The organism is Pseudomonas sp. Root329, from assembly GCF_001424925.1.
GTDB lineage: Bacteria > Pseudomonadota > Gammaproteobacteria > Pseudomonadales > Pseudomonadaceae > Aquipseudomonas > Aquipseudomonas arabinosi.
Genome location: NZ_LMCV01000002.1, coordinates 1 through 13,612 on the forward strand (window position 1 = coordinate 1; position 13,612 = coordinate 13,612).

General features: G+C 60.5%; 11 protein-coding genes. 9 read left to right on the forward strand and 2 right to left on the reverse strand.

The genetic code is table 11. The features are described 5' to 3' along the window. The first annotated feature begins 360 nt into the window (after window positions 1-360). The 6 genes from ppc to ASC74_RS02960 all read left to right on the forward strand — a co-directional run bounded on the left by ppc (window position 361) and on the right by ASC74_RS02960 (window position 6,949). On the forward strand, window positions 361-2,991 hold the full coding sequence (ppc, locus tag ASC74_RS02935) for a phosphoenolpyruvate carboxylase (RefSeq protein ID WP_056739115.1): 2,631 nt from the start codon (window positions 361-363) through the stop codon (window positions 2,989-2,991). A gap of 288 nt (window positions 2,992-3,279) precedes the next feature. Further along, window positions 3,280-3,927, forward strand: coding sequence for an adenylate kinase (adk, locus tag ASC74_RS02940; RefSeq protein WP_027924949.1), 648 nt, complete (start codon window positions 3,280-3,282; stop codon window positions 3,925-3,927). Window positions 3,928-4,020: 93 nt separating this feature from the next. Beyond that, complete coding sequence (gene tsaB / locus ASC74_RS02945) at window positions 4,021-4,695, forward strand: tRNA (adenosine(37)-N6)-threonylcarbamoyltransferase complex dimerization subunit type 1 TsaB (protein WP_056739117.1); 675 nt, start codon at window positions 4,021-4,023, stop codon at window positions 4,693-4,695. Window positions 4,696-4,928: 233 nt separating this feature from the next. Beyond that, window positions 4,929-5,234, forward strand: a complete 306-nt coding sequence (locus ASC74_RS02950; RefSeq protein WP_008156859.1) for a hypothetical protein — start codon at window positions 4,929-4,931, stop codon at window positions 5,232-5,234. Then, window positions 5,234-6,094: a DUF72 domain-containing protein gene (locus ASC74_RS02955; protein ID WP_056739119.1), complete on the forward strand. Its 861-nt coding sequence runs from the start codon at window positions 5,234-5,236 to the stop codon at window positions 6,092-6,094. Before ASC74_RS02950 ends, ASC74_RS02955 begins: the two co-directional genes overlap by 1 nt. Before the next feature lie 33 nt (window positions 6,095-6,127). Further along, window positions 6,128-6,949 (forward strand): isocitrate lyase/PEP mutase family protein, encoded by an 822-nt coding sequence (locus ASC74_RS02960; RefSeq protein WP_056739121.1) that lies wholly within the window; start codon window positions 6,128-6,130, stop codon window positions 6,947-6,949. Window positions 6,950-6,998: 49 nt separating this feature from the next. Here the strand turns inward: ASC74_RS02960 and ASC74_RS02965 are convergent, their stop codons facing one another. Further along, the gene (locus ASC74_RS02965; RefSeq protein WP_056739123.1) at window positions 6,999-7,619 is read right to left on the reverse strand and encodes a hypothetical protein; all 621 of its coding nucleotides are present in this window, start codon (window positions 7,617-7,619) and stop codon (window positions 6,999-7,001) included. A gap of 93 nt (window positions 7,620-7,712) precedes the next feature. Here ASC74_RS02965 and ASC74_RS02970 point away from each other — a divergent pair, with 93 nt between their 5' ends. Then, a complete protein-coding gene (locus ASC74_RS02970) occupies window positions 7,713-8,495 on the forward strand; it encodes a class I SAM-dependent methyltransferase (RefSeq protein WP_008146717.1) in 783 nt (260 codons plus the stop codon). Between the two features lie 118 nt (window positions 8,496-8,613). Here ASC74_RS02970 and ASC74_RS02975 read toward each other — a convergent pair whose 3' ends face one another. Next, a complete protein-coding gene (locus ASC74_RS02975) occupies window positions 8,614-9,258 on the reverse strand; it encodes a TetR/AcrR family transcriptional regulator (RefSeq protein ID WP_046048153.1) in 645 nt (214 codons plus the stop codon). Between the two features lie 93 nt (window positions 9,259-9,351). On the opposite strand from ASC74_RS02975, the gene ASC74_RS02980 reads away from it, so the two are divergent. Next, window positions 9,352-10,452, forward strand: a complete 1,101-nt coding sequence (locus ASC74_RS02980; RefSeq protein ID WP_056739125.1) for an efflux RND transporter periplasmic adaptor subunit — start codon at window positions 9,352-9,354, stop codon at window positions 10,450-10,452. A gap of 6 nt (window positions 10,453-10,458) precedes the next feature. Next, the gene (locus ASC74_RS02985; RefSeq protein ID WP_056739127.1) at window positions 10,459-13,530 is read left to right on the forward strand and encodes an efflux RND transporter permease subunit; all 3,072 of its coding nucleotides are present in this window, start codon (window positions 10,459-10,461) and stop codon (window positions 13,528-13,530) included. Window positions 13,531-13,612 lie beyond the last annotated feature (82 nt).

Sequence of the window (13,612 nt, forward strand, 5' to 3'; positions counted from 1 at the left end):
CCCCCGGCCATGGATGGCCGATGGCGGCGGGCCCCCCCCCGGCCATGGATGGCCGATGGCGGCGGGCCCCCGGAGCAATGCCGGAGTGAGGGCATGCCGAGCCTAGGCGAGGCACCGAATGGAGGGGCAAAGCCTTTTGCTTACTTTTCGGCGTTTGGAAAAGTGAGTCGCTGTAAGAGCGAAACCGTAATCAGCCATAACCGCAGAAACGGATATGTACCCACCACCCCCAACCCCAAAACTTTCTCGGGCGAACAGCATTCCCATCGTCGTCCGCTTGTAAGAACTGCTTTACAGCGGCACTCTCTAACCCAAGAGCATGGACACCAAGTCACCCGGATTTTCGCTGGAGAACTGCTGATGACCGATATTGATGCACGCTTGCGCGAGGATGTTCACCTGTTGGGTGAGCTGCTGGGCAACACCATTCGTGAACAGTACGGGGACGGTTTTCTCGACAAGATCGAGCAGATCCGCAAAGGCGCCAAGGCCGACCGTCGCGGTTCAATGGACGCTGAACTGAGCGCCAGCCTCAACCAATTGAGCGAAGAAGAGTTGCTGCCGGTGGCGCGGGCGTTCAACCAGTTTCTCAACCTGGCCAATATCGCCGAGCAATATCAGCTGATTCACCGTCGCGAAGAGTCACAGCCTGCGCCGTTCGAAGCGCGGGTACTGCCGGAACTGCTCGCCCGCCTGAGCGCTGAAGGTCATGGCGCCGAATCCCTGGCCCGGCAACTGGGACGGCTGGAGATCGAACTGGTCCTCACCGCCCACCCGACCGAGGTAGCGCGCCGCACGCTGATCCAGAAATACGACGCCATCGCTGCGCAACTGGCCGCCCAGGACCATCGTGACCTGACCACTGCCGAACACGAGCAGATCCACACGAAGTTGCAGCGCCTGATCGCCGAAGCCTGGCACACCGAAGAAATCCGCCGCACCCGCCCGACGCCGGTGGATGAAGCCAAGTGGGGCTTCGCGGTGATCGAGCATTCGCTGTGGCAGGCGATCCCCAACTATTTGCGCAAGGCTGATAAAGCCCTGCATGACGCCACTGGCCTGCATCTCCCGCTGGAGGCCGCACCGATTCGCTTTGCCTCGTGGATGGGCGGTGACCGCGATGGCAACCCCAACGTGACCGCTGCCGTGACCCGTGAAGTCTTGCTGCTGGCGCGGTGGATGGCCGCAGACTTGTACCTGCGCGATGTCGACCACCTGGCGGCCGAGTTGTCGATGCAGCAGGCCAGCGACGACTTGAGGGCCAAGGCCGGGGACAGCGCCGAACCTTACCGTGCGGTGCTTAAACAGCTGCGTGAGCGCCTGCGCGCGACGCGTAACTGGGCTCACGCCTCCTTGACGAAGACCACGCCGGCACCCGCCGATGTATTGCAAAGCAATCGCGAGCTGCTCGATCCGCTGGAGCTGTGCTACCACTCGCTGCATGAGTGCGGCATGGGTGTTATCGCTGATGGGCCGCTGCTCGATTGCCTGCGCCGGGCGGTGACGTTCGGGCTGTTCCTGGTGCGGCTCGATGTGCGTCAGGACTCGTCGCGGCATACTGCGGCCATGACTGAAGTCACTGACTACCTCGGCCTCGGTCGTTACGAAGACTGGAGCGAGGACGAGCGCATCACTTTCCTGATGCGCGAGCTGAACAACCGTCGGCCGTTACTGCCGGCGTACTTCAAGCCATCGGCCGACACCGCCGAAGTGTTGGCAACCTGTCGGGAAATCGCTGCCGCACCGGGCGCATCGCTCGGTTCCTATGTGATCTCCATGGCCGGCGCCGCTTCCGACGTGCTGGCCGTGCAACTGCTGCTCAAAGAGTCTGGCGTGTTGCGGCCGATGCGCGTGGTGCCGCTGTTCGAAACCCTTGCCGACCTCGACAACGCTGGCCCGGTGATTGAAAAACTGTTGCTGCTGCCCGGTTATCGCTCGCGCCTGCAAGGGCCGCAGGAAGTGATGATCGGCTACTCCGACTCGGCCAAGGACGCCGGCACGACGGCAGCGGCCTGGGCGCAGTATCGGGCGCAGGAGCGCTTGGTCGACATCTGCCGCGAGCAGCAAGTGGAACTGCTGTTGTTCCACGGTCGCGGTGGCACCGTGGGACGCGGCGGCGGTCCGGCGCACGCAGCGATTCTGTCGCAGCCGCCGGGTTCGGTGGCGGGGCGTTTCCGTACCACCGAGCAGGGGGAAATGATTCGTTTCAAATTTGGCCTGCCGGACATCGCCGAACAAAACCTCAATCTGTACCTGGCGGCGGTGCTGGAAGCGACCTTGCTGCCGCCGCCGCCACCGGAGCCAGCCTGGCGCAATCTGATGGACGAATTGGCCGCTGACGGTGTCAGCGCTTATCGCGCCGTGGTGCGGGAAAATCCGCAGTTCGTTGAGTATTTCCGCCAGTCCACGCCGGAGCAGGAACTGGGACGCTTGCCGCTGGGCAGTCGCCCGGCCAAGCGCCGCGCCGGCGGGATTGAAAGCCTGCGGGCGATCCCGTGGATCTTCGGCTGGACCCAGACGCGGCTGATGTTGCCGGCGTGGCTCGGCTGGGAAGCGGCGCTGAGCAAGGCGCTGGAGCGCGGCGAAGGCGAGTTGCTGGGGCAGATGCGCGAGCAGTGGCCGTTCTTCCGCACGCGCATCGATATGCTGGAAATGGTGTTGGCCAAGGCCGATGCCGATATCGCCCGGTCCTACGATGAGCGCTTGGTCGAGCCGAATCTGCTCCCTTTGGGGGCGCATTTACGCGACCTATTGTCGCAGGCCTGCTCGGTGGTCCTTGGGTTGACCGGTCAGTCGCAGCTACTGGCACATAGCCCAGCCACGCTTGAATTCATCCGCTTGCGCAACACTTACCTCGACCCTCTTCATCTATTGCAGGCTGAGTTGTTGGCGCGTTCGCGGCAACAGGAAGTGGCACAGGGCAGCCCGGTAGAACAGGCGCTGCTGGTGTCTGTGGCGGGGATTGCCGCCGGTTTGCGTAATACCGGCTAAGGTTTTCGTCGTGGGGCAAGGCACTCGGCGCGAGCGTCGGGTGCCTGTGGGCGAGGGCTTGAAAAGTGCTGCCAGGCGACAGTTAGTGATGGGGTTGCGACTAGGGTTACCCCGACGAAAGGCCACATCAGGCGTGGGTTTCTCCGACTTTCGGCGGCTTGTGTGCGTAGGATCTGCTGTGTATCTTGATCAGCCTTTGACCGTTTGGGCGGTCACGACCCTTATTTTGAGATTGGCCCCACGAGGCGAATCTGACGTTATCTATATAAAAAATTGAGGAGCACATCGATGCGCGTCATTCTGCTGGGAGCTCCCGGGGCCGGTAAAGGTACTCAGGCTAAGTTCATCACCGAAAAATTCGGCATTCCGCAAATCTCCACCGGCGACATGCTGCGTGCCGCGGTCAAGGCCGGCACCGAGCTGGGCCTGATCGCCAAGAGCGTCATGGACAGCGGTGGTCTGGTTTCCGATGACCTGATCATCAATCTGGTCAAGGAACGCATCAGCCAGGCCGATTGCGCCAACGGTTTCCTGTTCGACGGTTTCCCGCGCACCATTCCTCAGGCTGAAGCCCTGGTGAAAGCCGGCGTCGAGCTGGACCATGTGTTGGAAATCGACGTTAAAGACGAAGACATCGTTCAGCGTATCGCTGGCCGTCGTGTTCACGAGGCCAGCGGCCGCGTGTACCACATCGTCTACAACCCGCCAAAAATTGCCGGTAAAGACGACATCACCGGCGATGAGCTGGTGCAGCGCAAAGACGACACTGAAGAAACCGTGCGTCATCGCCTGTCGGTCTACCACGCCCAGACCGAGCCTCTGGTGAAGTTTTACCAGGAGCTGTCCGCCGCTCAAGGCAAACCGAAGTACAGCCACGTCGAAGGTGTTGGCTCGGTTGAAGCGATCACCGGCAAGGTGCTTGAAGCGCTGAGCTGAAAAGTCTGAATCGCTTCATCTTCTACGGCCCGCTTGCGGGCCGTAGTTGTTTATACTGACGCACTTTTTCTGACCTCTCTTACGGAAACATCGATGAGCACCTTGCTGGCCCTGGACACCGCGACTGAAGCTTGCTCCGTTGCCTTGCTGCATGACGGTAAAGTCACGAGCCATTACGAGGTGATCCCGCGCCTGCATGCACAAAAGCTGCTGCCGATGATCCAGCAACTGCTGGCGGATGCCGGCACCACCCTGCAAGCGGTCGATGCCATCGCGTTCGGACGTGGTCCGGGTGCCTTCACCGGCGTGCGGATCGCCATCGGCGTGGTGCAGGGGCTGGCGTTTGCGCTGGATCGCCCGGTGTTGCCGGTATCGAACCTGGCCGTGCTGGCGCAGCGGGCCTATCGGGAACATGGCGTGAGCCAGGTGGCTGCCGCCATCGATGCGCGGATGGATGAGGTGTATTGGGGTTGCTACCGCGAAACGGCGGGGGAGATGCGGCTGGTCGGCAAAGAAGCAGTGCTTCCGCCGGAAGTGGCCAAGTTGCCGGCTGACGCCAGCGGTGCGTGGTTTGGCGCCGGCACTGGCTGGGGGTATGCCGAGCGTATCGCCGTCAGCCTGACCGGGCAGGATGCGGGCATGCTGCCTCACGCTGAGGACCTGCTGACCCTGGCGCGTTTTGCCTGGGCGCGTGGCGAGGCGATCATGGCTGATGAAGCTCAGCCGGTGTACTTGCGCGATAAAGTCGCCACTCCCAAAGCGCGTTAAATTCCGAGACCGAGTCGGTCCTATCGCGAGCAGGCTCGCTCCCACATGGGTTAGCGCAAAACCTGTGGGAGCGAGCCTGCTCGCGAAGGCGATCTAACGAATGTAGCCAATCGTCGTTTTATACCCTCAGCTTTTAAACCTTTTCCATTTTCTGTGTTCTAGTTATCACTCGGCGGTTTGCGAAGTGGGTTCTGCGCCACTAAACTGCCATCATTGATCCCGGACATGTACTCATGCGTATAGACGGCGTTCCCTCTCAGTCCTACCCCATCAAACGCAAGCCTCGCAAAGGCCCTGTGGCGGATGACGACTACGTCGATATCGACGGCGAGCTGGAAATTCCATCCGAAGAGCAAATGGCTGCCCGCGCCGCCAAAGCCTCTGCGCAACGCTTGAGCAATCTCCCCGCCCGTCAACAAGACATGCTTTATCACCGTGCCATGAGCAGCAGTGTCGCGAAGGCCCTGGCCAGCTACCTGAGCACCGCCGGTTTTGTCGATTGGGATTCGGATGTACTGGGCCTCGACCTGTACATCTGATGCAGCTGCCTTACTTCCTGGGTTGTCCATCCTGGAGTGAAAACGCCTGGCGCGATTATCTATACCCGCCAGACGCCAAACCCGCCGAATTTCTGAGTCTCTATTCCCAAGTGTTCAACGCCGTGGAAGGCAATACGACCTTCTACGCGAGCCCGGCTGCGACGACCGTGCAGCGTTGGGCCGAGACCATGCCCGATCACTTTCGCTTCACGGCCAAGTTCCCCGGTGACATCAGCCACAGCGGCGACCTGCGCGAACAGTTGACCGCTGCCGAAACCTTCCTGCAATTGCTCAGCCCCCTGGGTGAACGGGTTTCACCGCTGTGGCTGCAACTGTCCAAAAGCTTCACGCCGCAACGATTGCCTGAACTGGCCGGTTTTATTGATGCGGTGGACCGGCCTCTGGCGGTTGAAGTGCGGCATGACGAGTTCTTCGCCAAAGGCGATGCCGAGCGAATGCTCAATCGTCTGCTACTGGATCGCGGTGTCGAGCGTATTTGCCTCGATCCCCGCGCGCTGTTCAGCTGCACATCGACCGATCCTTCCGTACTTCACGCCCAATCGAAAAAGCCGAGGGTGCCGCCGCGTCCGGCCGCCTTCACGCAATGTCCGCAGGTGCGCTTCATCGGCCATCCGCAGCTTGAGGTCAACGACCCGTTCCTGGTGCCGTGGGTCGAGAAAATCGCCGTGTGGATCGAAGAGGGCCGCACGCCTTATATCTTCCTGCACACCGCCGACAACCTGCTGGCCGCCAAACTGGCGCAACGTTTCCACGCAAAACTGATGCTGCGTTTGCCTGGCCTGCCGCCGCTGCCTGAGCTATACAGAGAGCCCGCTGCCGAGCAACTTGGCCTGCTCTGAAGCGGATTCCCTGCCCTTTTCAGGAGCCTGCCAATGGATGCGCAAACCCTTCGAGCCCAAGCGTTCAAAGCACTGCACGAACGCGCGGGGGCTTTTGTCATTCCCAACCCTTGGGACGCCGGCTCGGCGAAAATGCTCGCCAGCCTTGGTTTCGAAGCGCTGGCGACCACCAGTGCCGGTTACGCCTTTTCCAACGCCCGCCCCGATGGCGCGCTGACGCTGGACGACACCCTGGCAAACGTTCGGGCGATTGTTGCGGCAACTGAACTGCCCGTCGCCGTCGATCTGGAAAACGGCTTCGCTGACGATCCAGCGGAATGCGCACAGAGTATTTTGCGTGCGGCAGAGGCCGGCGCTGTCGGCGGCTCGATCGAAGATGCCACGGGCCGTGAAGGAGCGCCGATCTACTGCTTCGAGCATGCTGTCGCGCGCATTGAGGCTGCCGTGGCAGCGGCTCGCAGCTTGCCGTTTCCCTTTATGTTGACCGCTCGCGCGGAGAACTTTCTGCACGGCAATCCTGATCTCGCCGATACCATTCGCCGTTTGCAGGCGTTTGCCGAGGCAGGTGCCGACGTGTTGTACGCGCCGGGTCTGCGTAGTGCTGAAGATGTGTTGGCGGTGGTCCGTGCCGTGGCACCGAAACCGGTGAATGTGTTGATGTCTGGCGGACTGAAATTGACGGTCGAGCAGTTGAGCGAAATGGGCGTCAAACGCATCAGCGTCGGTTCGGCGCTGGCCTTGGCAGCGTATGGCGAGTTTTTCCGCGCTGCCGAAGAGATCAAGACGTCGGGCACGTTCGGCTTCACATCGCGATCCATGCCGTACGCCCAGGCCAATCAATTGTTCAAAGGCTGACGATGCGGTTTCGGTGGTGGCTGTGTCGCTGAGGGCTTGTTATTGAAAGTCAGGCGGCGATGCGCAAGTTTTGCAGGACGATCGGGCGAGCCCAGCCGTTATCGAAATCGAGTTGTTTCTGTTGCTCCACCCGCTCTTCGGGCGAGAACGGCGGGAATGGCTTGTCCAGCAGATCGAGTTCGAACTCCGCGATCGGCAGGTGCAGTGGACGCGGTTGCGGTGCCGCGCCAGGCTCTGGCAGCGGTTGACCGGCAGTGAGCACGATCGGGCGGACCCAGCGGCTTTCGAAGTCCTGTTGCTTCTGTTGAGCGACGATTTCTTGTGCCGGGAACGGTGGGAAAGGTTTGTCGGCCAGGTCCATTTCGAACTCGGCAATCGGCAGGAACAATGGCTCGGGCGGGCGGACCTCGGTTTCTTTCACATCGCATTCGCGCTGGGAAATGATGTGCGCCAGCAGTTCGCTGCCAACGGTGGGTTCGACCGGGCTGTCGAGATCGACCGGTGGAAAGTTGAGAGAAGCCGGTACGACATCGCCCGACTGATCGGCCAGGGCCTGGGCAAAGAAATCCTGCCACAGGTGACTGACGCCGCTCAGTGCTTGGGAGTTTCGTAGACCAAAATCGCCGTGGGGCGAGATGTAGCCTATCGATGTGCGTTGAATGTCTGACATTTCTCTCGGTCGACGCTCAGCTCTGGCAAAATGCTCGATAGTTTTGTTATCGGCCGTTTTTGCCGATCATTAATTTTTTGAGCGTGTTTTCTCATGATTGAGCAACCTGCGGCCTGCCGCATCCATGTCGAGGCCTTGGCCGCGACTTTTCAGCCACAGGCCGAACAATGGGCCGAGCGCCTGGGTTTGCCGATGCAGGTGGATGACGGTGAGTTCGCCTTGCAGGTCGGCGACCAGGGTTTGCAGCTGCAGCAACTGGGCCCGGACGCGCCGGGACCGGTGCGGGTGGACTTTGTCGAGGGCGGTGCGGCCCATCGCCGCTTGTACGGCGGCGGTAGCGGTCAGATGATCGCCAAGGCTGTCGGGGTTGCCCAGGGCGTACGTCCGCGCGTGCTGGATGCCACGGCGGGGCTGGGCAAAGATGCGTTCGTGCTGGCGAGCCTGGGCTGCGAGATGAGCCTGATCGAGCGTCAGCCGTTGATTGGTGCGTTACTTGAAGATGGCCTGGCACGCGGCGCGGAAGACTTTGAGGTGGCGCCGATCGTGGCGCGGATGCGCTTGCTCAAGGGCAACTCGATCGAGGTGATGCGCAATTGGGAAGGCGAGCCGCCGCAGGTGATCTACCTCGACCCGATGTTTCCGCATCGTGAGAAAACGGCCCTGGTGAAGAAGGAAATGCGCCTGTTCCGGCCGCTGGTAGGCGATGACCCCGATGCGCCTGCACTGCTCGAAGCCGCGTTGGCGTTGGCCAGCCATCGAGTGGTGGTCAAACGCCCGCGCAAGGCGCCATGCATCGAAGGGCCGAAGCCGAGTCATGCGCTGGACGGCAAATCCAGCCGGTATGACATTTATCCGAAGAAAGCGCTCAAGCCCTGATACCGAGTCGCTCCCTTCGCGAGCAAGCCCGCTCCCACACTGGATCTATGCAACGCCGTAGAACCCCTGTGGGAGCGGGCTTGCTCGCGAAGGGGCCAGATCAGACAACCGAAACCTATCAGGCTGTCTCTGGCCGATACGCCCGCATAAACAACGCCACCACTTCCTGAACATGGCTCTCGGCCGCATCCCCGGTCAGCGGCTCGCCACAGCCATAAAGCAACCTGAAATTCCCCGCACCCTTGAGCAGGCAGAAGAAGTGCTCGGCCGCATTGCGTGGTTTGTCGATGCTCAACGCGCCGCTCTGATCAACCTTGGTCAGCAACCGCTCCATGCCATGCAGCATGCGCTCAGGCCCTGCCTCGAAGAAGATCAGCGAGAGTTTCGGATCCTGGCTGCCCAGCGTCATCATCAGCCGATGCAGGTTGACCGATTCGTCGCTGTTGATCAGCTGATGAAAGCCGCGCGCGATGTTCAACAGCACCGTTTCTACGGCAGTGCCGTCCGGCAATTCGAAAAACAGCGTCGGCAATTGCTCTTCGCACTTGGCCATCACGGCGGCGGAGAACAGCGTCTCCTTGTCGTTGAAATGGCTGTAGACCGTCAACTTCGACACACCGGCCTCGGCCGCGACCGCGTCCATGCTGGTATTCGCATAACCCTTGCTCAGAAACAGAATTTTCGCCGCATCGAGGATCGCCTGGCGCTTGGCCAGATCCTTGGGACGGCCCGGGCCGTTGGGTACTGAAAGATTGTTAGGCATATGCGCTTTTATTACTGGACTGGTGAGTTTGCTATTAATAACATACTGCTCAGTATAATTATTCCAAGCACCATTAGCGAAAGGTCCTTCACCATGTTCCGCTATGCCTTGCCCCTCGCGTTGCCAGTCAGTCTGGCGTTTTTATTGTCTGCGTGTGGTCACGAAGAGGCGCCTCAAGTCACCGTTCGCCCGGCCATGGTCGTGCAGCCAGAGCCTTCGGCCCAGGCGATGGAAAGTTTTCCCGGTGAAGTCCGTGCACGGTTTGAGCCGGACCTGGCGTTTCGCATTGGCGGTAAAGTCAGTCGACGACTGGTCGAAGAGGGGCAGCGGGTCAAGGCCGATCAACCTCTGGCGGAACTCGATCCTCAAGACGTGCGCCTGCAACTGGAAGCCACCCGCGCCCAAGTCGCCGCAGCCGAGGCCAACCTGAGCCTGGTGCGCGCCGAACGTGATCGCTACAAGACCCTGATGGACCGTCAGATGGTCAGCCGTTCGCAGTACGACAATTCCGAAAACCTTTACCGATCCGGTGAAGCACGCCTCAAGCAAATCAAAGCCGAATTCAACGTTTCGACCAATCAGGCCAGTTACGCCGTGCTGCGTGCGCCTCAGGATGGGGTTGTGGCTAAACGCGCGGTTGAAGTCGGGCAAGTGGTGGCGGCGGGGCAAACCGTATTTACCCTCGCCACCGATGGCGAACGTGAAGTGTTGATCAGCGTGCCGGAGCAGAGCTTTGGCCGCTTCAAGGTCGGTCAGCCAGTATCAGTCGAACTCTGGACCCAACCCGACCAACGTTTCGCCGGGCGCATCCGTGAGCTGTCGCCCGCTGCCGATCCAAAATCGCGCACCTTTGCTGCCCGCATCGCCTTCACCGCCGGCAAGGTCCCCGCTGAACTCGGCCAGAGTGCCCGGGTGTTCGTTCAGACCTCCGATGTGGTGCCGCTGTCGGTGCCGCTTTCCGCACTGACAGCGGAAAACGGCGCGACCTACGTCTGGGTCGTCAACGCCAACAACACCCTGAAGAAAACTCCGGTACGTGTCGGTGCCTTCGGCGAGAAAACCGTACCGGTGCTCGAAGGCCTGAATGCCAGCGACTGGGTGGTGGCCGCTGGCGTCCATGTGCTGCTTGAAGGACAACAGGTGCGTCCGGTGGATCGCTCCAACCGCGTGGTCAATCTGGCGGACAAGGAGTAATCCCCGATGGGTTTCAATCTTTCCGAATGGGCGTTGCGTAATCGCCAGATCGTACTGTTCCTGATGCTCTTGCTGGCAGTTGTCGGCGCATTGTCCTACACCAAACTCGGCCAAAGTGAAGACCCGCCGTTCACCTTCAAGGCCATGGTGATTCGGACCAACTGGCCTGGGGCCACGGCGCAGGAGGTATCGCGCCAGGTCACCGAGCGCATTGAAAAGAAGCTGATGGAAACCGGCGAGTACGAACGCATCGTTTCGTTCTCCCGTCCGGGCGAATCACAAGTGACGTTCGTCGCCCGTGATTCCATGCACTCGGTGGAAATCCCGGACCTCTGGTATCAGGTTCGCAAGAAGATCGGCGACATTCGTCAGACCCTGCCACCGGGCATCCAGGGGCCATTCTTCAATGATGAGTTCGGCACAACGTTTGGCAACATCTATGCGCTGACGGGCGAAGGTTTTGATTACGCGGTGCTCAAGGACTACGCCGACCGCGTGCAGATTCAGCTGCAACGGGTCAAGGATGTGGGCAAGGTCGATCTGCTCGGGTTACAGGACGAGAAGATCTGGATCGAACTCTCCAACGTCAAACTAGCCACCCTGGGTCTACCTTTGTCGGCGGTTCAGCAGGCCCTTGAAGAGCAAAACGCAGTGTCCACCGCCGGGTTCTTTGAAACCAGCAGTGAGCGCTTGCAGCTACGCGTCTCGGGGAATTTTCAGACGGTCGAAGAGATCAAGAACTTTCCGATCCGCGTCGGTGATCGTACGTTCCGCATCGCCGATGTGGCGGATGTGCGTCGGGGTTTCAACGATCCGCCGGCGCCGAGCATGCGCTTCATGGCGGAAAACGCCATCGGTCTGGCCGTGGCCATGAAGGAGGGTGGCGACATTCTGGTGCTGGGCAAGGCGTTGGAAATCGAGTTCGACCGGATCCAGAAAAATCTCCCTGCCGGTATGCAGCTGCGCAAGGTCTCCGACCAGCCCGCCGCCGTGAAAAGCAGTGTCGGTGAATTTGTTCAGGTGCTGGTGGAGGCGCTGGCAATCGTCCTGCTGGTGAGCTTCTTCTCCCTCGGTGTGCGCACCGGCATGGTGGTCGCGCTGGCGATTCCCTTGGTATTGGCGATGACGTTCGCCTGCATGTATTACCTGGGAATCGGCCTGCACAAGATTTCCCTCGGGGCGTTGGTGCTGGCGCTGGGTTTGTTGGTGGACGACGCGATCATCGCCGTGGAAATGATGGCGATCAAAATGGAGCAGGGCTTCGACCGGATCAAGGCGGCCAGTTACGCCTGGACCAGCACCGCATTCCCGATGCTCACCGGCACGCTGATCACCGCCGCCGGCTTCCTGCCGATTGCCACTGCGCAATCGGGTACCGGCGAATACACCCGTTCGATCTTCCAGGTGGTGACCATCGCGTTGTTGGCCTCGTGGGTGGCCGCCGTTGTGTTTGTGCCTTATCTGGGGGAAAAACTCCTGCCGGATCTGGCGAAGATTCATGCAGCCAAACATGGCACCGGCGACGGCCAGCCCGACCCTTACGGCACGCCGTTCTATCAGCGCGTCAGACGCCTGGTGGAGTGGTGCGTACGGCGGCGCAAGACGGTCATTGTCCTGACGGTCGTGTTGTTTATCGGTTCTGTCATCCTGTTTCGCTTTGTGCCGCAACAGTTCTTCCCGGCATCAGGTCGTCTGGAGTTGATGGTCGATCTGAAACTGGCGGAAGGCGCCTCGTTGAGCAACACCCGCGATGAGGTCAAACGCCTCGAAGCACTGCTGAAGGATCACGCCGGTATCGACAACTATGTCGCTTACGTTGGCACCGGTTCGCCACGTTTTTACCTGCCGCTGGATCAACAACTTCCTGCAGCAAGCTTCGCGCAGTTTGTAGTCCTGGCCAAAACCATCGAGGAGCGCGAAATCCTGCGCACCTGGCTGATCGAAGCCCTCAAGGAACAATTCCCGGCCCTGCGCGCGCGGGTGACACGTCTGGAGAACGGGCCACCGGTTGGCTATCCGATGCAGTTCCGGGTCACCGGTGAGCACATCGAGGAAGTCCGCGCGCTGGCCCGTAAAGTCGCGGCCAAGGTTCGCGAGAATCCGCATGTGGTCAACGTCCATCTGGATTGGGAAGAACCGAGCAAAGTCGTTTATCTGAACGTTGATCAGGACCGCGCCCGGGCGCTTGGCGTGAGCACCGCGAACCTGTCGAAGTTCCTGCAAAGCTCTCTGACCGGTTCCAGCGTCAGCCAGTACCGTGAAGACAACGAGTTGATCGAGATTCTGTTGCGCGGCACGTTGCACGAACGCACCGAACTGTCATTGCTGCCAAGCCTGGCGGTGCCGACTGACAACGGTCGCAGCGTAGCGTTGTCGCAAATTGCGACCCTGGAATACGGCTTCGAAGAAGGCATCATCTGGCACCGCAACCGCTTGCCGAACGTGACGGTCCGCGCCGACATCTATGGCAAGGAGCAACCGGCGACGCTGGTGAAGCAGATCATGCCGACCCTCGATCCGATTCGCGCCGAACTGCCGGACGGGTATTTGCTTGAGGTCGGTGGCACGGTGGAAGATTCGGCTCGCGGGCAGAATTCGGTGAAGGCCGGTGTGCCGCTTTTCATCGTGGTGGTGCTGACGTTGCTGATGCTGCAACTGCGCAGTTTCTCACGCACGGTCATGGTGTTTCTGACGGCGCCTTTGGGTTTGATCGGTGTGACCTTGTTCTTGATGGTGTTCCGTCAGCCGTTCGGTTTCGTCGCCATGCTCGGGACGATCGCGCTGTCCGGGATGATCATGCGTAACTCGGTGATTTTGGTGGACCAGATCGAGCAGGACATCGCCGCCGGGCTCAAGCCGTGGCAGGCGATTATTGAAGCCACGGTGCGGCGCTTTCGGCCGATTGTGTTGACTGCGCTCGCGGCGGTGCTGGCGATGATTCCGCTGTCGCGCAGTGTGTTTTTCGGTCCGATGGCGGTGGCGATCATGGGCGGGTTGATTGTGGCAACGGCGCTGACATTGCTATTTCTGCCGGCGCTGTATGCGGCGTGGTTCAGGATCAAGAAAGACCCGGTCTAACGTCCTACGTGTATTTCAGATCCCTCTGATATTGAGTCAGAGGGATCGGAATGCTGTACTCAAGACTCAGTTTTACGAGTTT

Excerpts from the sequence above, each read along its gene's own strand:
- ASC74_RS02985 (WP_056739127.1), top strand. The coding sequence starts at position 10,459 with ATGGGTTTCAATCTTTCCGAATGGGCGTTGCGTAATCGCCAGATCGTA.
- ASC74_RS02975 (WP_046048153.1), bottom strand. The coding sequence starts at position 9,258 with ATGCCTAACAATCTTTCAGTACCCAACGGCCCGGGCCGTCCCAAGGAT.
- adk (WP_027924949.1), top strand. The coding sequence starts at position 3,280 with ATGCGCGTCATTCTGCTGGGAGCTCCCGGGGCCGGTAAAGGTACTCAG.
- ASC74_RS02980 (WP_056739125.1), top strand. The coding sequence starts at position 9,352 with ATGTTCCGCTATGCCTTGCCCCTCGCGTTGCCAGTCAGTCTGGCGTTT.
- ASC74_RS02965 (WP_056739123.1), bottom strand. The coding sequence starts at position 7,619 with ATGTCAGACATTCAACGCACATCGATAGGCTACATCTCGCCCCACGGC.
- ASC74_RS02970 (WP_008146717.1), top strand. The coding sequence starts at position 7,713 with ATGATTGAGCAACCTGCGGCCTGCCGCATCCATGTCGAGGCCTTGGCC.
- tsaB (WP_056739117.1), top strand. The coding sequence starts at position 4,021 with ATGAGCACCTTGCTGGCCCTGGACACCGCGACTGAAGCTTGCTCCGTT.
- ASC74_RS02960 (WP_056739121.1), top strand. The coding sequence starts at position 6,128 with ATGGATGCGCAAACCCTTCGAGCCCAAGCGTTCAAAGCACTGCACGAA.
- ppc (WP_056739115.1), top strand. The coding sequence starts at position 361 with ATGACCGATATTGATGCACGCTTGCGCGAGGATGTTCACCTGTTGGGT.
- ASC74_RS02950 (WP_008156859.1), top strand. The coding sequence starts at position 4,929 with ATGCGTATAGACGGCGTTCCCTCTCAGTCCTACCCCATCAAACGCAAG.
- ASC74_RS02955 (WP_056739119.1), top strand. The coding sequence starts at position 5,234 with ATGCAGCTGCCTTACTTCCTGGGTTGTCCATCCTGGAGTGAAAACGCC.